The sequence below is a fragment of the Peristeroidobacter agariperforans genome (assembly GCF_004138335.1).
GTDB classification, from domain to species: Bacteria; Pseudomonadota; Gammaproteobacteria; order Steroidobacterales; family Steroidobacteraceae; genus Steroidobacter; species Steroidobacter agariperforans.
On sequence record NZ_RYFW01000003.1, the window covers coordinates 67787 to 90027 of the forward strand.

The 22241-nt window shown below is 62.4% G+C and carries 24 protein-coding genes; 19 read left to right on the plus strand and 5 right to left on the minus strand.

What is annotated here, in order from left to right; translation table 11 throughout:
- Nucleotides 1-56: 56 nt before the first annotated feature.
- The 3 genes from EK373_RS22465 to EK373_RS22475 all read right to left on the minus strand — a co-directional run bounded on the left by EK373_RS22465 (nucleotide 57) and on the right by EK373_RS22475 (nucleotide 1755).
- Nucleotides 57-620, minus strand: a complete 564-nt coding sequence (locus EK373_RS22465) for a hypothetical protein (protein ID WP_157994488.1) — start codon at nucleotides 618-620, stop codon at nucleotides 57-59.
- Nucleotides 596-925 carry an Arm DNA-binding domain-containing protein gene (locus EK373_RS22470; RefSeq protein WP_129646150.1) on the minus strand — a complete coding sequence of 110 codons (330 nt, stop codon included), beginning with the start codon at nucleotides 923-925 and terminating at the stop codon, nucleotides 596-598. Before EK373_RS22470 ends, EK373_RS22465 begins: the two co-directional genes overlap by 25 nt.
- A gap of 626 nt (nucleotides 926-1551) precedes the next feature.
- A complete protein-coding gene (locus EK373_RS22475; RefSeq protein WP_129646152.1) occupies nucleotides 1552-1755 on the minus strand; it encodes a hypothetical protein in 204 nt (67 codons plus the stop codon).
- Between the two features lie 152 nt (nucleotides 1756-1907).
- Between EK373_RS22475 and EK373_RS22480 the strand changes: the two genes are divergently transcribed.
- The 19 genes from EK373_RS22480 (at nucleotide 1908) to sctV (ending at nucleotide 17603) form a co-directional block, all read left to right on the plus strand.
- Nucleotides 1908-3152: a hypothetical protein gene (locus EK373_RS22480; RefSeq protein ID WP_198683552.1), complete on the plus strand. Its 1245-nt coding sequence runs from the start codon at nucleotides 1908-1910 to the stop codon at nucleotides 3150-3152.
- 130 nt (nucleotides 3153-3282) lie between these two features.
- Nucleotides 3283-4104, plus strand: a complete 822-nt coding sequence (locus tag EK373_RS22485) for a hypothetical protein (protein WP_129646156.1) — start codon at nucleotides 3283-3285, stop codon at nucleotides 4102-4104.
- A 180-nt stretch (nucleotides 4105-4284) separates the two neighbouring features.
- Nucleotides 4285-5394: an FHA domain-containing protein gene (locus EK373_RS22490; RefSeq protein WP_157994489.1), complete on the plus strand. Its 1110-nt coding sequence runs from the start codon at nucleotides 4285-4287 to the stop codon at nucleotides 5392-5394.
- On the plus strand, nucleotides 5391-5630 hold the full coding sequence (locus EK373_RS22495) for a hypothetical protein (protein WP_129646160.1): 240 nt from the start codon (nucleotides 5391-5393) through the stop codon (nucleotides 5628-5630). The genes EK373_RS22490 and EK373_RS22495 overlap by 4 nt, the downstream gene beginning before the upstream one ends.
- Before the next feature lie 64 nt (nucleotides 5631-5694).
- Complete coding sequence (locus tag EK373_RS22500) at nucleotides 5695-5904, plus strand: hypothetical protein (RefSeq protein ID WP_129646162.1); 210 nt, start codon at nucleotides 5695-5697, stop codon at nucleotides 5902-5904.
- Nucleotides 5905-5916: 12 nt separating this feature from the next.
- Nucleotides 5917-6450 (plus strand): HrpB1 family type III secretion system apparatus protein, encoded by a 534-nt coding sequence (locus EK373_RS22505; protein ID WP_129646164.1) that lies wholly within the window; start codon nucleotides 5917-5919, stop codon nucleotides 6448-6450.
- A 7-nt stretch (nucleotides 6451-6457) separates the two neighbouring features.
- Nucleotides 6458-6853 (plus strand): hypothetical protein, encoded by a 396-nt coding sequence (locus tag EK373_RS22510; RefSeq protein ID WP_129646166.1) that lies wholly within the window; start codon nucleotides 6458-6460, stop codon nucleotides 6851-6853.
- A gap of 10 nt (nucleotides 6854-6863) precedes the next feature.
- Nucleotides 6864-7694, plus strand: a complete 831-nt coding sequence (gene sctJ, locus EK373_RS22515; protein WP_232831222.1) for a type III secretion system inner membrane ring lipoprotein SctJ — start codon at nucleotides 6864-6866, stop codon at nucleotides 7692-7694.
- Nucleotides 7675-8421 carry a SctK family type III secretion system sorting platform protein gene (locus EK373_RS22520; RefSeq protein WP_157994491.1) on the plus strand — a complete coding sequence of 249 codons (747 nt, stop codon included), beginning with the start codon at nucleotides 7675-7677 and terminating at the stop codon, nucleotides 8419-8421. The genes sctJ and EK373_RS22520 overlap by 20 nt, the downstream gene beginning before the upstream one ends.
- Nucleotides 8415-9062, plus strand: coding sequence for a type III secretion system stator protein SctL (gene sctL / locus EK373_RS22525; RefSeq protein WP_129646172.1), 648 nt, complete (start codon nucleotides 8415-8417; stop codon nucleotides 9060-9062). Before EK373_RS22520 ends, sctL begins: the two co-directional genes overlap by 7 nt.
- Nucleotides 9063-9065: 3 nt before the next feature.
- Nucleotides 9066-10409 carry a FliI/YscN family ATPase gene (locus EK373_RS22530; protein WP_129646174.1) on the plus strand — a complete coding sequence of 448 codons (1344 nt, stop codon included), beginning with the start codon at nucleotides 9066-9068 and terminating at the stop codon, nucleotides 10407-10409.
- Nucleotides 10409-10891: a hypothetical protein gene (locus EK373_RS22535; RefSeq protein ID WP_129646176.1), complete on the plus strand. Its 483-nt coding sequence runs from the start codon at nucleotides 10409-10411 to the stop codon at nucleotides 10889-10891. Before EK373_RS22530 ends, EK373_RS22535 begins: the two co-directional genes overlap by 1 nt.
- 28 nt (nucleotides 10892-10919) lie before the next feature.
- Nucleotides 10920-11444: a hypothetical protein gene (locus EK373_RS22540; protein WP_129646178.1), complete on the plus strand. Its 525-nt coding sequence runs from the start codon at nucleotides 10920-10922 to the stop codon at nucleotides 11442-11444.
- Entirely contained in the window at nucleotides 11441-12637 is a 1197-nt protein-coding gene (locus EK373_RS22545; protein WP_129646180.1) for a FliM/FliN family flagellar motor switch protein, read from the plus strand. Before EK373_RS22540 ends, EK373_RS22545 begins: the two co-directional genes overlap by 4 nt.
- Entirely contained in the window at nucleotides 12631-13284 is a 654-nt protein-coding gene (gene sctR, locus EK373_RS22550) for a type III secretion system export apparatus subunit SctR (protein WP_129646182.1), read from the plus strand. The genes EK373_RS22545 and sctR overlap by 7 nt, the downstream gene beginning before the upstream one ends.
- Before the next feature lie 75 nt (nucleotides 13285-13359).
- Complete coding sequence (sctS, locus tag EK373_RS22555) at nucleotides 13360-13626, plus strand: type III secretion system export apparatus subunit SctS (RefSeq protein ID WP_129646184.1); 267 nt, start codon at nucleotides 13360-13362, stop codon at nucleotides 13624-13626.
- A 9-nt stretch (nucleotides 13627-13635) separates the two neighbouring features.
- A complete protein-coding gene (sctT, locus tag EK373_RS22560; RefSeq protein WP_129646186.1) occupies nucleotides 13636-14430 on the plus strand; it encodes a type III secretion system export apparatus subunit SctT in 795 nt (264 codons plus the stop codon).
- Complete coding sequence (sctU, locus tag EK373_RS22565) at nucleotides 14427-15491, plus strand: type III secretion system export apparatus subunit SctU (protein WP_129646188.1); 1065 nt, start codon at nucleotides 14427-14429, stop codon at nucleotides 15489-15491. Before sctT ends, sctU begins: the two co-directional genes overlap by 4 nt.
- 39 nt (nucleotides 15492-15530) lie before the next feature.
- A complete protein-coding gene (gene sctV / locus EK373_RS22570; RefSeq protein ID WP_129646190.1) occupies nucleotides 15531-17603 on the plus strand; it encodes a type III secretion system export apparatus subunit SctV in 2073 nt (690 codons plus the stop codon).
- 12 nt (nucleotides 17604-17615) lie between these two features.
- Here the strand turns inward: sctV and EK373_RS34390 are convergent, their stop codons facing one another.
- On the minus strand, nucleotides 17616-17870 hold the full coding sequence (locus tag EK373_RS34390; RefSeq protein ID WP_407676213.1) for a FecR/PupR family sigma factor regulator: 255 nt from the start codon (nucleotides 17868-17870) through the stop codon (nucleotides 17616-17618).
- The gene (locus EK373_RS33140) at nucleotides 17867-22186 is read right to left on the minus strand and encodes a hypothetical protein (protein WP_157994493.1); all 4320 of its coding nucleotides are present in this window, start codon (nucleotides 22184-22186) and stop codon (nucleotides 17867-17869) included. The genes EK373_RS34390 and EK373_RS33140 overlap by 4 nt, the downstream gene beginning before the upstream one ends.
- Nucleotides 22187-22241 lie beyond the last annotated feature (55 nt).

Genomic DNA, 22241 nt, shown 5'->3' on the forward strand with positions numbered 1-22241 from the left:
TGATGTATGAGGCGCGCGCTTGATAGGGCTGCGATAGCGCACGCGCAGTTGCTCGGTCACATACAGCCATCGACCGTACGCGTACTGATGCTCCTTGACGCTGCGCCGCTGTCTTGAAAGAACACGAAGTAATGATTGATTCGACCCGCGCGCAGGTAGGTCCCTCGTAGCGCAAGCTGGCGCTTCAACACCTCGAGCGCGCGGCCGCACAGCTCAATTTCCCGATCCTCGCCCGTCTTCGTGCAATCCTTGTGGCGGGCAAGCACAACGCCCTTCGTGATCCGGATCCTGCCGTTGATCAGATCGCAATCCTGGAGGGTGAGCGCGATTTGTTCGGACTGACGCAGCGCTGAGAAGAACCGGAACTCCTCGTAACAGCCGTGCGCCTCGCCGAACTCGCGATGGGAGCGCGCAATGTTGGCTTCGGCTTCCTGGATGGTGAACGGGTCGGGCGGGCGATGGTCCTTCTTGCCCAATCGAAAGGTTTTCAACCCGCTCGCCGGGTTGTGGTGGTGCGGATGGTCTTTGTAGCCGTGCTCGAAGCAGCAGCGGATCGCGCTCACGAGGTTGTTATAGGTCTTCTTGGTCTTCGGCCTCAGGCGTGACAGATCGCCATCCACGTTGAGCGTGCCGGCGGTGAAGCCGACGTGCTCCGGGGCGATCCTCGCCAGGCGCGAGTAAGTGATCGTGCTGGCAGCTTGTGTTTGAAGCGGTACTTCGGGAACTCCTCCGCCAGATTAAACGTGCCCTCGGCGATCCGATCTTTACTCTGCTCGAGCTGTCGTTGGGCACGCCGCAGGTTCGCCTCACTGGCGGTGCACTTGACCCACGGTCGATAGCGCTTGCCTTCAATCCAGATCATGAACTCGATGCGATCCTTGCCGATGGCTCGGACCGAGCCCTTGTCTAACGACCTTCGGCTCATTTGTGGTACCCCACCATGCCGATCAGGATGCGACCATCGGGCGCCATCACCCACACCTTTCCTTCCACCCAATCACCCCGTCGATCTTTCGCTGCATGGCTTTGACGGTGTTCGACGCCAGTGAAGCAACGATGATGGAGATCTCGCAACACGCCAGTGTGAGAGAGAAACATAATGGATGAACGCTTCGCTCGCGCAGGCTGCCCGGCGATGCAGAATGTCCTCTATAGAGGGCAGATTTCTTTCAATGACTCGGGCCGAAGGGCGGAGTCAGCAACGGGTCGGCGATGCGCCGAGGCAAGTGGTCTGGCTGCATCATTAACATTGGCTCGGCAGCAGGTTGTTCCTTCTGACGCGCCTGCGATCGATCCAACGGACCGCCCCCAGTTTTGCTCCAGGTCGAGATAGCCGATGCCGCCGCGTTTGAGGACAGCCTCATGCATGTCGTCAATGAGCTCGCTTGGTGCGGCATCGGTCAGCTATTCATTTTTTAGTAACCAATGGTCGGGGTGACTCGATTTGTCGTGTACTGCGGTTCTACTCGATGCGCGGCTCAGATAGTTGAGCACGATCATCCACGTTGATACGTGGCTTCGAGTAGGGAGTTGACCGCCGCTGAGCCCTCATCATTTGCACTGATCAGGATTGCTCGCGCTGATGACGAATCTCCTCCCGCTGTGGACGATGTCCAGCTCGTACCACACGCCATCGTGGACTCCACACCCCATGCCTGTGTCCGCGTACGGGAGAAGGGCGTCGAGAACACGCGCCGCATCGAAGTTCTGATCGATCAGGTGAGCAGAAAAGAACTCGACCTGATCGGCGAGCACTCGCGTCTGCTGTCAGCGGTCCGGTATCGTCGGGGCAGTGAGAATATTTTCGCTCGCATACGCGTAACCGCGCTATACCGCCATGCCTGCTCGCTACACTCGATTCGCATCGGCCACATCCGATACGCGAAGCGAGTTGCAAGGAGCAAGCGATGGCCTTCTCTGCTGCTGACTTTCCAGTTCAGTACCGGACGCAAGATACCTTGCCGGCGGCAAATACCGCGTCAACGGACCCGTACGTGCGGGTTTCGCAGTGGGCAGCCGCGGTACCGACCACCCAGGACCCTACTGCGCCCTTCCATGATTGTCTGTGGCGAATCGCGACGGAGCAGGCGGTTCTCGAGCGCATGAAAACGACGGGCGAGAATTTTCCCACTGCGCTACGCCACGTTCAGCAAAACCCGAAGGAGATCATCAAGCAACTCGACATCGTGTGCGACGACAACGGCTTTCGTCGCATCGACGGCACCGGACCGGGCACCAGCAACCCGCACGTGATCAACACGGGCGCCGAAATCAAGGTGCGCATCGATCCCTCCACGCTGTACAAGCAGGCTCCTGCCGTCGTCGATGGTCAGCCATCGGGGACCGCATACAACGCCGCAGTCGGGGGTGACCAGGGTGGCGTGAATCTGGCCAAGAAAGCACAGCTCGATGCATGGCTCGCGACGATTCCTGGTTTTGCGACGATGAGCGAGCCGCTCAAGGCGGCGGTGATCACGGCGTATTCCGCGGGCGCGGATCCGAACAAGCTCGTCACGATGCTGGGCAGTGCTCAGTTCAACAATCGATTGCGACCGCAGGAGCAGATCCAACTGCTCGCGCTGTTCACGCGAGCCAGTCAAGGTCCCAAGCATCCGCAGATGGGCCCGAGCACGTCGTACGATTTGCTCGGTGTCATCGACGGGCTGTTGCAACAACCCATTGAGAACGACGCGGCAGCCGCGCAGCTGAAGCTGATGTCGACGCTGGGGTTCGCGCAGCTGAACGCCGGACAACAGCAGGCGCTGCTGAATCGCTATCAGAGCGATTACAACTTCCGGGTCGTCATCGACAAGGTCGTCGGCGACCCCAAGTACAACTTCAGCTCGCTGGGAGCCGCGCAGCAAGCGCACGTGCTCGACGTGATGCGTAGCTTCACGCGCGAATTCTTCTGCAAGGGAACGGGCGAAGATTACACACCGCTCAGCTTCGTCGCGGAGGGGCAGCCGGGGCCCGATCCCATTCCATACGACCAGCAGATCCTGATGCACTTGTATCAGAGGGTGCTCACCAACCCGGCGTACAAGCTGAACGAAGTCACGGGAACGCAGCAGTCCGCCGAGCAAAGCGGCTTCGTGCTCAAGTTCATCAATGAGAATTGGCCGGGAATCAAGATGAACTGGACGTTGAAATAAAAAGGACGGCTCAGCCACTGGGGTGCTGGCGGGAGCGGTGCGTCTAAGAGGAGGGACACACGAGTGTGTGACGTAGCCGCAGCGTCGAGCGATGACGACACCGCTCGCTCGCGAAGTCACAGGGGCTGTCATGAAGGGATGTCCGCGTTGCGAATCGATGGACGCGTGGATGCTGGGCGATGGACGACTGAAGTGTCAGTCCTGCGGGCGCCGCTACCGATGGAAGTCCGTGTGGGATTCGATGCGGCTGAGCGAGCAGGCCAAGCAAGTATTGCTCGATGCATTCGTGCTCGGGGTGCCTGCCGCACAATGCACGGTTGAGCACGCGTGCACCGACAGTCGCGAGCGCTTCTATCGCCTCGCTCGTGCGTGCTGCGCGAAGTTCGAAAGGCTGCCCTGCGATGGATTGAACGTCGTTGAGTGCAAGCCGCCGCCGCGTGGAGCTCGCACCATGATGCGCGGATGGTCTACGACTCACGGCGTGATCATCGTCGGCATCACCGAACGCGGCCCTGCCATTCAGATATCCGCTCCGCCAGGAGCGGCAGCTGGCATCCTGCCGATGCTGCGAGAACGCGTAGCCGTCGGCGGTGTGGTTCAAGTCGATGACGCGCAGGCATACGCCTGTCTCCAGGTACAAGGCGAGTACGTCATCGTGCCGAGAACGACGCGTGCGGCGCTCGTGCTGCATCCTGCGGAAGCGTTCTGGTGTCATGCGCGCGTGCACTTGCAAACATTCCGAAAAATCCCGATGAAGTTTTTCCCGCTCTATCTTGCCGAGGCGTGCCTGCGCTTCAACCAGCGTGGTCAGGACCTCAGAGCGCTGCTGCACGAGGTAATGAACACCACGGCGATCAGCGAGTTGAAGCTGCCGGTCGTCGGAGATGAACGAGCCAGCGCGCGAAGTCGCGGCAGCGGTGTGACGCGGCCGTCTGTATGGCTAAATGCATGAGTGCGATCAAGCCTCGTGCGGACGTCCGCGCCGCTCGTTCGGGTCGAGCCTCTGAAGCGGTGGTCCGAATCCGTCCGGGTCAACGCTCATGTTGTGCGAAAACGTGATGCACCGCTCATCAGCTGCGTCAAAGTCATATCCAGAGGATTTGAGGCGCACGGATAACGGATGGCGGAGCGCATGAGCAGGCAACTACGAATTCTAAGCGGGGTGCATCGAGGAGCCGATCTCGCGCTCAACGATCAAGAGCGCTGTCTCGTCGGCTCGGCGCCGCAATGCTCGGTGGTGTTGTTCGATTCACAAGTCGCGCCTCGCCATTGTCTGGTGCAGATCGACGATTTCGGACTGACCTGTCGCGCGCTCGACGCTCCGATGACTGTAGGCGAGCGCAAGATCGCGGCGGGTGAAGTCGCCAGCCTCGGTGACTTCGTGCCGGTGCGCTGTGGCGAAGCGGCTTTCGCCGTCGGTCCGCAGAACGGCGATTGGACGATCGCGGAGCGCGCCTTGCAGCCACCCAAGGCGAAGCTGCAGGCCGTTCGTTCCCTGCGTCAGCTCAACCCATATGCATTGTTTGCGATGGTGCTGCTGGGCATCTTGGGTGTCATCGGCTTGGCGTATGCGACATTGTCCGAGCCGACGTTCGAGCTGACGGCGAATAGGATCGAAGAGGCTCGCGCCTGGCTGAAGCGAGTGGCGCCGTCAGGCAGCGAGTTGGCCATCGGAGCGAGCACTACGTCGCGCGAAGAGTTGTTGCTGACTGGTTATGTTCCCACCCGGCAACAGGCTGACGGCCTATTGAGCGCGAGCCGCGCCTCGGGCTTCGCGCCGCGCCTGGAGATTTACAGCGTCGAAGAGATGCTGGAATCGGTGCAGCGGATGTCGCGGCTCGCTCAAGTCGAGTGCGAACCCCAATATCAGGGCTCCGGTCAGTTCGCGTGCGCGACGGCGGTCTCGAGCGAGGCGATTGCTGGAAAGCTTCGCGTGCTCGCGCATGACGTTCCGGGTCTGCGAGCGCTGCAGGTCTCGGTCGTTCCGCCGCCTCCGGCTGCTGTTGCCGCGGCTCCCGTCGCCACACTGCCGGCCGAACAACCGGCGCGCCTGACGCAGAAGTTCTCGGTGCTGATGTTTCGAAACAAGCGCTATCTGATCGGCCCCTGGGGCGAGCGCTACACCGAGGGCGAGCAGTTCGACGGCTTCACCATCAACCGCATTGCGCTGGACAAGATCCAGTTCGAGCGCGACGGACGCGAGTTCGAGTTCTACGTCGCAGCGTTGAGGACCCGGCGATGATCACCGTCCCGACGGGCGTGGCGTTGGGCGAGCTCGCGACGCGCTTGCAAGCGGATGACAGCGGGGCCGTGAAACGCGAGTACTGCGACATGTTCAACGCTGCGCAAGGCGAGGCTCGCCGGCGATTGCACGAGCCGCTGCCGGCACCGGATTTCGAAACTACCGCGGCGCTCGTGACAGGAACGCAGCAGTGCACTGAAGTGATCGAAGCGGTGTGGAATGCGCTGCATCCATGAGGATGCGCGTGACATAGTCGATGAGTGTGTGAGTTGGCGATGGAAAGTTTCTGAGGAGAGCATCATGTCTATCAATCTGAATGGACTGCCGGGCTTGGTCGGGGCCGCGGAGAGTACCGCTGGTGCGGCGACCAATGGACTCACCGCGGATGCGACGGCCGCACAGCTGACGCAAGCCAACCTGGCGATCACCAAGTACAACATCATCGCGTCGATGGTGAACTCTGTGATCGAGAAGGACGGCCAGGCCAAGCTGGCGCCGTCGCGTCGCTGACGCAAGCGCCACATGTCGAAGCAAGAGCTCGAGCAGTCGTTCGGATCGGACGCATCGGCGTCGCCAGATCTGGCGCCGAGCGTCGGTGCTGGTTCGCGGCGACGTCGCGCGCCCGATCCACTTCTGCTCGAGCGCCTTGCGGAGGTCGGTTTCCTGGCCACGGAGTTCGGCTTGCATGAGCAAGCCGAACGCATCTTCCAATGCTTCGCGCAGCTGAAGCCGGGCAAGCCTTCGCCGCTCGTCGCACTCGCGTTGATGCAGGCACATCGCGGCCTAATGTCGGAGGCGATCGCTGCGATCCGCGATGTCATCGAGCGCCATCCGGACTCGGAGCTGGCACGCGCCGTGTTGGGCACGATGTTGATTCACATCAAGGATCCCGCCGGATACGAGCTGCTCGAAGATGTGATTGCGCGGGGAAATGATCACGGCGCGGTGAGTGTTGCAACCAGCTATCTCGAGCTGCAACGCGGACAGCCGGAGCCCGTCGAGGCGCGGCCGGCGGCCGCTGTCGAGTATTTCCGTCACTACAACGTTCGACCCTGAGGTTCCCATGGACAGCTCCATCACACCGAACCCGCTGAGCTACGTGCCCGACGTCCAGTCGCAGGGTAACGGCGTGGGCCGCATGTCGGCTTCACCTGGCGCTGCGCAGAAGTTCGCAATGCTCATGTATTCACCGTCGGCGCAGGCGAGTAACGCGGGACTGGCGGCGCCCGCCACGCCGGAACGTAGCGGCCTGCGCTACTACTTCGAACAGCTGTCGGACCGCTGGCAGTCGGGGCAGCGCGCGCTCGAGCGTCTGACCGCATCAGGCAAGTATACGAGCGCAGAGTTGGTCGAGACGCATCTGGCGATGATCAACTGCACGGTGGACATGGAGATCACCTCCAAGTGCGCCTCGACATTCGAGAACGGCGTGCAGACGCTGATTCATCGTGGCAGCTGATATGCACGTGATGCTGCGAAGATGCGCATCGACTTGTCTGTTGATGCTTTGCCTGGCAGCGCTAGCCGCTTGCAAGCAACCGATCTACACGCAATTGTCCGAGGCGGAAGCGAACGACGTGCTGTTGACGCTCATCAAGGGTGGCGTCGATGCGCAAAAGCGTGCGGGCGAGGAGGGAACCTTCAGCGTCCTGGTGCCCGAGGCGGAGATTGCCACGGCGATCGAGTTGCTGCGCGCCGATGCTCAGCCCTCCGAGCACTACAGCAATCTTGGCGAGGTCTTCGCACGCAACAGTCTCGTGTCCTCGCCCACCGAAGAGCGCATTCGTTTCATCTACGGGTTGCAGCAGGAGTTGGCCAAGACGCTGTCGCAGATCGACGGCGTGCTGGTGGCACGAGTTCACATCGTCGTGCCCGCGAGCGATCCATTCCAGGCCGCGGCCGAGCCATCCTCCGCATCGGTGTTCTTGAAACACCGTGCCGACATCAACATGCAACTGGTCGTGCCGGCCGTGAAGGACCTGGTGGTGCGCAGCGTGGAAGGCTTGAGCGCGGATGGTGTCTCGGTAAGTTTGTTTCCTGCACGCGCGACGATTACGCCGCCGGCACAGGTGCCCGTCACGCGGTTCTTCGGTGCGCTGGTCGCTTCGAGCAGCGTGCTGACGCTGTGGATCGTGTTCATCGTGCCCTGGATTTTCGTGGCTCTGCTCACCGTCATGCTGCTGCACGCGACTCGCGTACGCGAAGCGGTGACGCGCTGGATCGAACGAAGCCGCATGCGCCGTACAGGCGAGGTGCCCGATGGCATGGAGGTGCCCAGCGATGAACGCCAGGCCGCATGACTCCTCGGCGCCGGATGTCGCGATGGAAACCGCAGCGGCCGATCAGGAACAGCGGCTGTTCGATCTGCAGCTGGCATTCAATTTGTATGCTGCCACGTATGCGCATGCGAGCTGGTTCGCGCCGCTGGGATACGCGATGCCAACCGGGGAGGAAGCGCGTGAGCTGCATGCTTCGCCGCTGTGGATCCGGGCGCTATCGACCGAGTTGCTGCGCCGGGAGCAGCTGGATCAGTATTTCGACTGCGATTTCTTCGATCCCGCCAAACGACTGGCCTTACTCGATGTCGCAACCTTGACGCGCATCGCTGGCCTCGTTTCGGCAACGCTGCAGCGTGAAAAGCTCAGGCGCGCGATCCGGCAAACGGACGTGAGCGCAATCCGCAGTTGCATGGGATCAGAAGCGCATGCCTTCGCGGTGAGCTGGACCGGCCCGTTGCCCCCGCATTTTCCCGTCCTCGAGAGGGAGGTCTGGCCGAGACGCGCAGTGTGGGAAAGAACCAGCGTCGCCCTGCTGATGACAGCCCTGCCGAGTCACGCCACCGGTGTGATCGGCCGGCTGCGGATGCGTTTTCCCCGAGATTGGGAGTTGCCGCGCCAACCGCTGTTGACGGAGCCGCTACGTATCGGTCTGACCCAGCTGGTCATCGGCGTGATCTCTCGAGCGGCCCCGCACTGGAGCTGGTTGTTCGAATCAGGTTCGTTCGAGGCAGGAGCAGCGCGATGCTGAGCATGACGGTCGCGATCGACAAGCGAAAGCTCGCGGCCGCAACCGCTGCCGTGGTCAAGGGCGAGGAATTTTCCGCGTTGATCACAGCGCAGGAGATCGTCATGGCAGCGCAGCGGCATGCCGAGACGATCAAAGCGGAAATGCATGACCAAGTCGAAGCAGCGCGCCGCGAAGGTTACGAAGCTGGGTCGCAAGAGGCCCGCACCGAGTTCTCCGCGACCGTCGTTGAAACCGTGGCGGAGATGGAGCTGGCGTTCCTTCGTTTGGAACCGCGCATCGTCAACACCGTCATGAGCGCCTTGCAACAGATCCTCGGCCAGATCGACGAGCGAGGGCTGATGGAGCAGCTGATTCGGCGAGTGCTCGGTGAAGCGCGCCATCGCAAGCAATTGCGCCTGCGCGTGGCAGCCGTGCAGTTCGATGCAATCAATCAGTGGCTCGCGGGTGTGCTGCGTGAGTTCCCGGATGTCGAGTTCATCGACCTGCTCAAGGATCCCGCCGCTGCGCCCGGCACGTGCATTCTCGAAAGCGAATTCGGCGCGATCGATGCGAGCCTGGACGTGCAGCTGGCAGCTGTGCGGCGCGGGCTGATGAGCGCCTTCATCGATAGACGAGTCGCCGCCGCGGCGGCGCGAGAGTGAGCGATGGCGAGCAACAGTCAAAAGCACTTGCGAGTGGACTATCTGGCCGCCGCGTTGGACCACGCACTCTCGGACGTTGCGCCGATGGAAGCGCGCGGCCGGGTCGTCGATGCGGTCGGTACGCTCGTCCGGGCCGCGGGCCTCGCGGCACGAATCGGAGATCTGTGCGAGCTGAGAAACCCGGGCAGCACCTGGTCGCTACGCGCGGAGGTGATCGGTGTTTCCAAGCAGGAGACTGTGTTGCTGCCCTTCGGCGACCTCGACGGCATCTCGGCGCAAACGGAGATGGTCAACCTTGGTCGCGTGCAGACCGTAAGAGTCGGGCCCGCCTTGATCGGTCGGGTACTCGACGGTTTTGGCGAGCCTGCCGACGGGAACGGTGCATATGAAGCGGTCGCGGAGTACCCCGTGCGCGCGCCAGCGCCGAATGCGTTGTCACGTCAGCCAGTGACACATCGTTTGCAAACGGGCGTGCGGGTCATTGATGGATTGTTGACGTGCGGTGAGGGGCAGCGCGTCGGTATCTTCGCCCCTTCGGGTGCTGGCAAGAGCACGCTGCTCAGCATGATTGCGCGTGGCACGAGCGCAGATGTGACTGTCGTTGGACTCATCGGCGAGCGCGGCCGTGAAGTCGGTGAGTTCTTGCGCTCACTGCGGGAAACCAATGCTGACCGCAACTGCGTCTATGTAGTCGCAACGTCCGATCGCCCCGCCATCGAGCGTGCCAAAGCTGCCAACGTGGCGACGGCGATCGCCGAGTATTTTCGTGATCAAGGTGCTCGCGTACTGCTGCTCGTGGATTCAGTGACGCGATATGCACGAGCTCTGAGAGAGATCGGCCTCGCCGCTGGCGAGCCACCGACGCGGCGCGGTTATCCACCCTCGACGTTTACAGCGTTGCCTCGGTTGTTCGAGCGAGCAGGGCAGGGTGCGAACGGCTCGATCACGGCGTTCTATGCGGTGCTGGTCGACGACGACGAGGCCGGCGATCCCATCGGCGAAGAAGTGCGCGCGACGCTCGATGGACACATCGTGCTGTCGAATAAGCTGGCCTCGGCAGGTCATTACCCGGCGATCAATGTGCTCGCCAGCTGCAGCCGCGTGATGCCACAGGTCGTCGATGCGCAGCGACGCGAACTTGCCGCGCAAGCCTGTAGCCAGCTGGCCAAGTACGACTCTGTCCAGATGCTGGTGCAGATCGGCGAATACCGAGACGGCGCGGATCCTGCGGCGGACAAGGCGTTGCGCTGTCGCGAGGGGCTGCTGCAGTTTCTACGCCAGGATCACCTCGAACAATCGTCGATGGATGACACCGTCTTGCAACTGCGCTGGGCTTTGAGTCGCTGATGGAACAGCTGCGCAATCTGCTGGAGATTCGTGAGATACGACTGCGGCGTTTGCAGGACGAGTTCGCACGCCAGCGCGCGGCGCTCGCGCTGGTCGATGAAGAGCTCGCCAGCATCGACAGCGAACTTGCGCAGATCGCCAGGCAGCGAGTGCTTTGGGAACACGAATGGCAGCAGTGGCTGCATCGAGACGGTGTGTTGCAGCATGGGCAGGACTACAACTTGTCGCACGTAGCTCTGAGCGCCTGGCAGGAGGATGCGATGCAAGCTCGTGCGGAGGCTTCGATTCGTCGCGAGCAAGCGGCTGAGAAAGTCGATCAAGTTCGGCAACGGCTGCTGAAGGCCGAGCAACGAGTACAAGCCTTGCGGCAGCAGCTGCAGGACATGCAACGGCAGCGGGTGGTCCAGCGAGTTGCGCTGGACGATTCACGTGCGCAAGACGAGGCCATTGCAGGCTCGGTGCCGCGGCGCGCGGCGGTATGACCTGGCCCACTCGACAGTGAGATCGGCAATGGATTACTCCAAAACGGTTGAGCGAGCAATGACGGTGCCAACGCACTCTGTTACGGGTGTGCCGTCGCGTCCGGGCGATCCACTGTTGCAGAGTCGCTTTCGCCGAGCGCTGCAGGAGCCGACGCCTTCGCATGCCTTTCATCCGCGGGCCGCAGGAGCGCTGTCCGGTGACACCGGCCATGCGCTATCGGATTCGCGATCCGAGTCGAGCACCGAGCTCGTCACCTTGCTGGAGCGTGCGTGCTCAGCACTGTACGTCGGCGAGAAGAGCATCAAGTGTCAGCGCATCGTCTTGATGCTCGATCACGTGCTGCCGGGCGCGGCCGCGGAAATCGTTCGCGAAGGCGCGCATCTGACCGTTCGACTCTATGCACGAACGCAGACTGCATTGCGGCTGATGACATCGCAGCGAGCCAGTCTGCTCGCGGCCATGGGCAGCAGTCACCTGAGCGTGGATGTAGTTGTCGTTGATGGTGCGCCCGGGCTCCATTGCGACGGCGATCCTTCGGGGGACTCGAAGTGAATAGCGCGCGCGACCTGGAAGAGCTGGAGCCCATGCATCGCGAAGCGGATGAGGAAATCTGGCAGCTCAGCTGCATCGATGACGCGCTTTTCACCATAGATGCGGCGACTCGCGATGCGTTGAATGAATGGTTGACTCGGCGGGGCGCGCCCGTTTTCCACATTGGCGCCGACGAGTTCGAGCTCAACTGGCTCGACAGTGCTGCCGCTCACTGGCATGTCGCCGCGGAGGTGGGTGCCGGAATGCATCGTGCCGTTGTGGCTCTCGACTCGTTCGCCGCGCTCGACCCGCTGCTCGTCGGCGAGCCGTTCACTCTCATGCCCGCGCCATTGCGAGACCTGGCGGTGCATCGACTCGTCGCTCGTGCCCTCACGCGCGTTCCAGCACTGGCGAATGCTCTGGAGCTGCGCGCGTTGCATTGGAACGTTGAGCAGCTTCCCGATTGGCCCTGCCGACTGCCGTTCGTGTTGCGTCGGCGTAGTGAGGGTACGCAGTCGACGGGCTGTCTCTTGTTCGAAAACTGGCTGGGCTTGAAGTGGCTCCACGGCCTGTTGCCGATCGATGCCCAGTCGACTCGTGCTCGCCTGAGCTTGCGTGTACCGCTACGGCTCTCGCTCGGCCACTCGAGTATCGCCGCGCACTCGCTGCAAGATCTGCGACCCGGAGACGTCGTATGGATCGAAAGCGGCAGCATCGCGCGAGACGGTATCGCAGTTGAACTGCACGCTTCGGCGGGTCGATGTCTCTGGCGAGGCCGAGCGCAGCGGCATTCGCTGCGAATCGTCACCGCCGAGGATCTCAGAATCGACACGGCAACGAGCTCGACGCTTCAACCGGAATATTCGTCCGCACTGCATGCATCAACAGGAGCACAGCCGATGGACTCGCAGCGATGGCAGCTGGATGTACCCGTCACGTTCGACCTTGGCGAGCTTCACCTCAAGATCGTGGATCTCGAGCGGCTGCAGCCCGGTCACATCGTTGAGCTGCAGCAGGACGTCGCAACCGCGACGGTGGCGCTGCGCCTGGCCGGTCGGCGCATCGCCGAAGGTACGCTGATCGCTGTTGGCAAACGTCTCGGCGTTCGCATCGGCACGATCACGGCCCCGCACGAGTCGGACGAAAATCATCCGGATGCGGCTCGGCCCGACGCGGTACGGCGAGAAGCAGCACAACCGAACGGCCCATGCTGAACACGCCGGATCCGGTCGTTGTCCTGCTGACGCTAGGTTTTCTGGCGTTGGCGCCGTTCATTGCGATCATGGTGACTTCGTTTGCAAAGCTCGTGATCGTGCTGTCGCTGGTTCGCAATGCGCTCGGGCTGCAGCAGATTCCGCCGAACCTGGTGCTCAACGGATTGGCGCTGGTGCTGTCGATTTACATCATGGCGCCGCTGGCACTGCAGCTTGCGGATGCCGCGCAGGCGCGCATGACCACCGGCACCCTGGAGCCCAAAGCGCTGTTCGGCATCATCTCCGATGCACGCGCGCCGTTACAGCAGTTTCTGGGGAAGCATGCGCAGCCGCGCGAGCGCGAGTTCTTCGTACAGTCAGCAAACAAATTGTGGCCGGAGGAGCAGGCGAAGGCGCTGCGAAACGATGACCTGATGGTGCTGGTGCCCGCGTTCACGGTCAGCGAGCTCACGGCCGCGTTCAAGATCGGCTTCATTATCTATCTGGCGTTCGTCATCGTCGATCTGGTCGTCGCCAACGTGCTGGTCGCGCTCGGAATGGTGATGTTCTCTCCGACCGTCGTCTCGGTGCCGCTGAAGCTGTTGCTGTTCGTGCTGCTCGACGGTTGGGCGAAGCTGATCCACGGACTGATCCTGACTTATCGCTGAGCACGGGCCGATGTCGTCTGCTATTGGAAGCTCGATGAACCGATCGCGCAAGGCACCCCGATTCGAGGAGCCGTGATGGAGCTCGCCGCACTCGTTACCTACGTCAAGCAAGCGCTGCTACTGGTTCTGTGGCTGACGCTGCCGCCGGTGCTGGTGGCAAGTATCGTCGGGCTGGTGATCGCCGTGCTGCAGGCGGTGACACAGGTTCAGGACCAGACGATCTCATTCGGGATCAAGCTGCTCGCAACCATGGCCGCGATCGCACTCACCTCGGTATGGCTCGGCGCGGAGCTGATGAACTTCACCGAACAGCTGTTCCTCGCGATCGCCGACATCAAGTGAGGGTTACGGGTGTTCGATCCAGAGGAGCAATGGCAGTCGATCTTCATGGTAATGGCGCTGCTCATGTCCCGAATGCTCGTGACCTTCTCCATTATTCCGTTATTTGCCAGCAGCGGCATTCCAGTGGTCGTGCGCACGGTGTTCGTCGCTGGGCTGGCGTTCGCCCTGTTGCCGCTCGCGTTCGCGGACGATGCGCTCACCTCGCTGCCACTGGCGAGCGTTCCGATCTATCTGGCCAAGGAAGCGGCGATCGGTCTTGCGCTCGGGCTGCTCGCGAGCGTCGGCTTCTGGGCGCTGTACGTAGCCGGCGTGATGATCGACTACCAGTCCGGCCTCGCGTTCGCCGCCACGATCGATCCATTGACCGGGCAGGAGGAATCGCTGCTCGGCACGTTCCTGATGCGCTTATTTACGGTGCTGTTCCTGGTCACCGGCGGACTGCTGGCGCTGATCGGGCTGCTGTTCGAGAGCTACGTCGTGTGGCCCGTGTCCAGCATGCTCCCGACGGTGGCGAGCCCGCTGTTGGTGGAGCTGATGCTGCGAGCTCTGGCTGAGCTGCTGGCGATTGCTCTGAAAGTTGCTGCACCCTTCTTGATCATGATGCTGCTGATCGAGATTGCAGTCGGCCTGCTGTCGCGTTTCGCTCCGATGCTGAATGTCTTCTTCGTAGTGCTGCCGTTGAAAGTGCTCGCGCTCGTGCTGATGCTGTTGTTGTACGGGATGGTGATAGCAAGCGGTGCGGCACCGCTGCCGCTGGCGGACTTCAGCGACTCGCTGCGCCAGCTGCAGGAGGCGTGGCGATGAGAGAGCAGAAGACGAATGAAGCGAAGACGGAGCCACCGACAAAGAAGCGGTTGCGCGATCTGCGGCGCAGAGGTGAAGTTGCGAGAAGCGCCGACGTGCCGGCGACCGCGGCTGTCATCAGCGGAGTCTGCTTCATGCTGCTTGCTGGGGAGCACATGATCGATCGGTTGAACCGCATTCTGGAGCGCGCCGCGAGCGCCGATTTCCGCGCCCTCGACGATACAAAATTGTTAGGGCAGTGGACTTCGCAGATGTTGCTCGAGGTCATCTGGTTGACCGTGCCGATCGTGCTCACTCTCGCCGTGATCGCGGCGTTGATCGGGTTCCTGCAAGTCGGGCCGGTATTCTCCGGCGAGCAGGTGAAGCCGAAGCTGTCGCGAGTGGATCCGATCGCGGGCGCGAAGCGCGTTTTTTCGACCCGCACGCTGGTCGAACTGCTCAAGCTCCTGCTCAAGGCTGCCGTGCTCGCCGCGGTCGTGTGGTTCACGACGCGCAGTGCATTGCCGACGCTCTTGCAATCTCACTTGCTGCCGCTCTCCGGCATCCTGCCGCTGGCATTTCAGTTGGTGGAGATCCTGTGCTGGTCTGCGGTCGTGTGCTTCATCGCCATCGCTGCGTTCGACCTGTGGTATCAAAAGTGGCAGTTCCTGCGCCGCAATCGCATGAGCGTCCAGGAGGTGCGGCGCGAACACAAGGAGATGGAGGGCGATCCCCACATCCGCCGTCGCCGCCGGCAATTGCATCGCGAAGCCGCCGAAGCCGGCATGTTGGCGGATGTGCGCAAGGCCAGTGTCGTGGTGGTCAATCCGACGCACATCGCAGTCGCGCTTTATTACCAGGAAGGCGAGACGGATCTGCCCGTCGTCGTTGCGAAAGGGGAAGGGGACCTGGCTCGCGCGATTCGCCGAGTCGCCGAGGAAGAAGGCATTCCGATCGTTCACGACGTCGATCTGGCACGGCGGCTGCGTGCCGACGCGCCCGTCGATCAATACATTCCCGAGGAGCTCATCCAGCCCGTGGCCGCGGTTCTACGCTGGGCGCGCGACCTCGGCAGGCCGTGAGGCACTGGCGCCGAGTAATTTCGTATTGGAGTTCAGCCTATGGCAAGCGTAATGGTCGCATCCAAGAGCTCTGTCTGGCGGAGCTTGCTCCGACAGCACGATCTGCTGCTGGCGCTGCTGGTCGTGGCGGTGATCGGCCTCATGATCCTGCCGCTGCAGCCCTTCATGCTCGACACCTTGATCGCGATCAATCTGGCCGCCTCGGTCATCCTGTTGATGGTGTCGCTGTATATCAGCTCACCGCTCGGACTCTCGACGTTCCCTTCGCTGCTGCTGTTCACGACGTTGTTTCGTCTGTCCCTCAATATCGCCGCGACCCGGCAGATCCTGCTGCACGCCGACGCCGGCGAGATCATCTTCACCTTCGGCAACCTGGTCGTGGGGGGCGACATCATCGTCGGGCTCGTCGTCTTCCTCATCATCGCCATCGTGCAGTTCATCGTGATCGCAAAAGGCGCGGAGCGCGTCGCCGAGGTCGGCGCACGGTTCACGTTGGATGCGATGCCCGGCAAGCAGATGAGCATCGACGCCGATCTGCGGGCCGGATTGATCGACAAGGACGAGGCGCGTCTTCGTCGCAGCGAGCTCGAGCGTGAGAGTCATCTGTACGGCGCCATGGACGGCGCGATGAAGTTCGTCAAAGGCGATGCAATCGCAGCGCTGATCATCGCGGCGGTCAACATCATCGCCGGTCTATGCGTCGGCACGCTGCGCAAGGGCATGGATCTCGGCACCGCGCTGGATACCTACTCGGTGCTCACGATCGGCGATGCGTTGGTCTCGCAGATCCCCTCGTTGTTCGTCTCGATTGCCGCCGGCGTGCTGATCACACGCGTCGCCGACCCGAGCCGACGGCAGGGCGTCGGCCTTGGCAATGAGATCGTGGAGCAGATTCGCGTCCATCCGCGTGCGCTGCTGATTGCCGCGGTCGTGGTCGTGGGCCTGATGATGGTGCCGGGCTTCCCGAAAGTGCAGTTCCTGGTGCTGGCAGTGGCCGTCGGATTTCTGGGGTACACATTGCTGCCTGGCCGGCGCCGCTATAGCACGGCGGGTGAAACACCCATGCCTTCGATGCAGCGGGCCGGTACGAACATCGTGCGGCCATGGCTCGATACGAGCGACCATGCGCTGACCGTGCCCGTGCTGGTGGAAGTCGGCTCGGGCATCGAGCGACTCATCGCGCCTCAGCGGCTGGATTTGGAGCTGCGGCGAGTTCGTCACAGTCTCGAGAGCGATCTGGGTGTGCCGTTCCCCGGCATCGTCATGCGCCAGCAAGCCGCGCTTGCGCACGGCGCATACACGATTTCCATCAATGAGATTCCTGTGTGGCGCGACACGCTTAACAGCCGCAACCGGCTTGGCGCCATGACGGGGCACGTCAACGCCGGTGCGCAGCCACAGTTCAAGCAGACGTCGCCGATACCAGTTGGCCAGCGTTCGGCGCCGAACGCGAATCAGCCAGCTGCCGAGCACATGCTTGCGCAGAACCTCTTGCGTGTCATGCGGACGCATGCGGACGAGTTCATCGGGATCCAGGAGGCGCAACTGTTACTGCGTCGTCTGGCGGACGAATATCCAGACCTCGAGCGCGAGCTGCAGCGTAACGTACCGCTGCCGCGGTTGACCGACGTGCTCAAACGCCTCGTGCACGAAGATATTTCGATCCGCAATCTGCGCGAGATCGCGCATGGCCTCATCGAGTGGGCGCCCCGCGAGAAAGACACCGCGCTCGTGACCGAATATGTGCGCACCACCCTGTCACGGTACATATCGCATCGTTTCGCCAACGCGGATGGTTCGCTGTCGGCGATTGTGCTGCATCCCACTGTCGAGGAGCAGATGCGGCAGGCGTTGCGGCAGACGCCGGCAGGCACGATATTGATGCTCAACCCGGCGACCAGCCAACAGATCGCCGCGCAGATTCGCCGGGTGTTACAGCCGTTTGTAGAAGCGAACGACGCGCCGACAGCGGTGGTTCTGCTCACGCTGCTGGAGTTGCGGCCACATTTGCGCAAGCTCACCGAGATCGAGCTGTGGCGCGTGCCGGTGTTGTCTTATCAGGAACTGGTGCCGACGATCCGGGTGAATACGCTGGCCTCGGTGGCCCTCTAAAGCGTTTCTGTCTCACCTTCTTCTCAAGCTGCCTGCCGCGGTCCACGTTCTCATGAGACGAAGAAACGCGGCTGCGTGAGAAGGATCGTCCGCGAGCCAGGCCGTGAAGCTGCGTTGCATCTGTGGCGATGCTTGGTCGGATCGAAGCCGTGCCAGCCACACGGCGGCCTCGGCACGCACGAGTTCGTCGTCCTCATGAGTTGGCTTCTTCACCGCTGATATCGTCACCGTTTCCGCCGTGCACCGCAGGTGATGGTCGCCGCTCACCCCGGCCGGAAATCTGGATCGCCGTACGCCGGATTCATCGTCAGATAGAAGCCGCTTCCTCCCGAAACATCCGTCGCGCCCAGCGTGTGGTGCGAGCCCACGCGATAGCCGCTGGCCTGCGCGGCCGAATCCAGCATGGACGTTTGAGTGCTTCCCGCCATCGTGACTCGCGTAGTGCGAAACGTTACGCCCATCGGGCCGAAGTAGATGGCGTGACTGGTGCTGGGTGCGAATGCGGTGATCGATCCGATCAGCGACAGCCCCTTCGGGCCGCCGGACTGGATCGGTATGTCGCCGCGCACGTTGGAGTTCACGCGACCCACACGGAACGAGTACGTCGACTGTGCGGAGATGCCGTTGTTACTTCCGAAGTAGCGCATGCCTAAATTGACCTCGCCGCCGAGGATGAGTCGAGCAGTGCCCAGCAGGCCCGCGCTGTTGGGGCCGTGCGGATCGTGCAGTGCTGGCCGAACTCGCAGCAGCGGAGGCAGACCGTTGGGATCCGCCGGCATGGGGCCGCGCAGATTGGGGCCGTTGCCCCAGAGCGTGACCATCGTGCCCGTCCACGAGAAATAAAGAGCGGCCGACGGGCTGCCTCGCAAACCGTTGAACGGAAGCACGGTGCGGTCATCGTTGGTGACCAGGTGTGCATTGCCGGTGGCGATTTGCGGGATGAGCGAGACTCGCACGGCACCCGCGCCGGTCTGCGTGACTTCGCTCGCAATGTACGGAATGGCATAACCTAACTTCTGCAGCCCACTGCGCAGGGCGCCCGGCGCGATACCTTTGGGATAGCTGTATGGGTTGACGCCGCTCATTACCCAGCGGCCAAAGCTCGTGATGGGGGTGGTCACCGGCGCTGCGAAGCTGGATACCGCGTTCTTCGCGGCTGCGCCGGCATTGCGTAACACTCCCCAGCCCTGCAATGTGCGGTTGAGTGTTCCCCAACCCAATGTCTGGACTCGAGGCAACTCATAGCTGATCGGCAGGAGAACCTCGGGCATCGTGGCATCGGCGACGAGGTAGCGCGCGCCGCGTTGGCCGGCGACACTGTCCGCGGCAGCCCACAGGGGCGACCAGCCATCCAAGCGCGTGGAGAAAGTGTGGGTGAGATAGTGAGTACCCGCCGGAGCGCGAGGTTGAGAGCCGGGCGGCGAGGTTCCCGCGGGAGCATTCGTCTCATCCAACTGTCTCGACAGCGCGCCGCCGGCGATCACGTTGCCGTCGGTGTCCACGACCGTGACGAAATGCTCGCCGCGCAATTTGTCCATCGTCTGGTTGAGGCCTTCGGGCGTTCTCGCGAGCGTCGGATGACCTTCGACGTACGCGCTCGCAACTTCATACAGCGTGGACTCGCTGAGCGAGTGCGGTTTGTTCACTATCGCCACCATGGCCGGGCTGCCATCCTCGGCTGGGAACATCCGCACCATATCCATGCGTCGGTGGGACGTCTCCCACCAATCGATCACGCGCCGGGTGGGATTGGCCCATCGACTCGCCCGACTCACGAACGAATCGCGATGCATGGGATGCAAGAGCTTGCCGAGAAACTCACTGCCGATTGCGACCGGCGGACGTTTGAACGTTTTCTGGTAGTGCAGGTCCTGCGTACCGTCGGCCCAGGAGTAGCGGTCGTTGGTGGAAATCTCGCTCAACGCGCGCAGTTGTCCTTCTTGAGACAGCGATGAGCTGAGCGCAACGTTGACGTTATCCGGGCGTTGTGCAGCAGGGATTTGCTCGAATAATTCGACCGCGTCGCGCCGGACCCGACGATTGGCGACGACTGCGCCCGGCGCCATCCTCGAATCCGCGGCGCTGGTGGTGTACCAGTTGAGCGCCAGCTGGCGCGTGAAATTCTGGGTGCCCACGACGGACGCCGCGATCGCCTGCTTCCTGCCTAGCTCGTCTCCAGCCACGTGCACGATCTGCGTTGTTTTATTGCCAACTTTGTTACCCAGCGGATCGCGTCCGAGCGAACCTCGGGAGTCGAGCTTCAGCACCGCCGAGGCCACGATTCCCTCATTGGGCGCGGTGGTAGCGCTGCCGTCGCGAACGACCACCAAGGTCTTGCCACGAAGTGTAGCGGCATGACGAGCGATGGCGCGGTTGGATGCACTCGGGCCGAGAGCCTCCGCCGCAAGCGCATTTCTCACGTCGCGTGGAGCACCTCGGCTATACCAGTCAGCGACGCGCGTCGATTGCGCTGAGTCGGTTGCGCTGAACTCCTTGAAGGCCAGCTCCGAGCGACCGGTGAGCCCGCGGCCCGATGCCACCGTGGCGATTCCACCAACAGCAATCAAGTTGCCGCCGACCAGCACATAATTGGCTTGAGTGGGTGTGAGGCCCGCGGCCGTTAGCCCTTGGACCGAAAGAGGAGTGTAGTGATCACCGGTGGCGACATAGCGGACCTGCGCCTGTGCGCCGTCCACCACGAGTGCTCCGCCCAGCACGTTGACGCCCTTCATGAGCAAGCTCGTTGCGCGCACTGCGGTGAGCGCCGCGCCGGTGATCGCCACTGGCACCGTGGCGACGAAGCTGATGCCGACGTCCGTTCTATTGGCCCAGTCGCGCGACATGCCAAGCTTCTGCAAGCCAGCGCTGATGGGAGCATCGGTCACAGTGCCGTTGACTGCGTCCGAGATGCTGTGGCCGAGTCGCACGGATCCATCGGCGATGATGGCGATGCTGGCCACGAGACCCACGCCGCTCCAACTCGTCATGATGCCGAGCGCCACGCCGCCGATGATTTCACCGACGCCCATGCCGATGTCGAGTGCGTAATCCCAGCCGCTCTTTTTCGGAGGAGGCGGAGGAGGCGTCAGCGCGAGGTAGACCTCTTGCCGAGATTGCTGGGCCGTATCTAGAAGCTGTTTGGCGACAGCGATCGTTTGCTCGGGAGCAAGGACACCGCTGCCGGCCGTCGTGGGCTCGGTGGAATCGGAAACGAGCGTCATTCCATTGGCAGCCAAGCCGTTGTGTGATTGGCCGGCCGGAGAACCTTGCAGCAGAGCCTGGTCGTAGTTGTATTGAGCGCGCATGACGTTGAGGTCGGCGGTCATGCGGATCGACTGAACGAGCGCTTCGTTGGCCTGTTCGTGTAGATCTTGGTTGCAGTCAGTCGTGGCGCGCGACGCGAGGTTACGCATGTTGCGATTGTGCTGGGCGAGATTGAGCTCGGTGCGCGCGAGTTCCAGAACCTTCGGATCCGAGGCGCCGCCAGTCGCCGGTGGGTTGGCAGGATAGAGCAGTTCGTAGTAACCGCGTTCGGCGTTAGCTTCTTCACCCAGGGTCGCCGCGACGTTCTGCACGGCGCCCTGATAGGTCTCGAAATTGTTCAGTACCTCGCGGTCCTGCCCGTTCACCATGCTGCCGAACACTCGATCGAAGTTCGCCTTCGCCTGATCGAAGCGCGTCTGCGCCCAGGCAGCGTTCGGATTGCTGTGGAGGATGTCGGTGGCTGCGAGCAACTCCTGCTGCACGGGTGCAAGCTGCTGACGCATCTGCGGCGTGATGATCAGGGAGTAAGCGTCCTGCACCTTACGATCGGCATGGATCTGCATGCGCAGGGCCACGAACGCCCGGCCATCCGCCATCGCCAGCGAAAGTGTCTGCTCGCCTTTGCTACCCGGTCCGCCGTAGGGTCCAGGAGCGGCTGCGCCAGCTCGCGCATCCAGGATGCGCATGACCAGTTGCTGGCCCTGCAAGTTCACCTGCGCATCTTCGAGCGAGCGTTGCAGTCCAAGCAGCGTCTTTCGCTGCTCGGGCGTCAGCACGGCATCCAGTGCTTGATTGAAGTTGACCAAGGCTTGTTGTTGCTGCGGACCTTGCGCTTGCTCGGCCGCAGTACTGAGCGAGTAAAGCTGCTGTCGCTGCTCGGGCGGCAGGCTGTCATAGACTTGCTCGAGAAACTGCGAATAGTTCGTTTGTGCCGTTGTGACTTGGCCTTGTGCGGCCGTGAGGTCGACCGGTTGTTGTAACAACGTTTCCAGTTGACCGTCGACCTGCTGGGTCAGTCGGCTCAGCGCGATCAGCTGTGCGTACGCGTCGTCAGGATTCGCGTTGCCGGCTCTCGCGGCGAGCGCGCGAGCCTCGTCCGCCATCTGATCCGGCAGCAGGGGTTGGTGAGCCGTGGTGACGAAGGTAGAGGGATAGGTGTATCCCTGAGAATACGGCGCTTTGGTGCCGCTCGTTGCCGATGACGACCCTACATACGTTGCGCCAGGCGAGTTGTAGCCTGAGCCGTGCGTGGCCGGCGGGGCCCCATACACGTCGCCACCGAAGGGATTCCAGGTTCTGGCTTCAACTGGCGCGCCCATCAGCTGCCCTCCGGATCATCCATGGCCCATCACGCTCGAGCGGCACACGACGAGA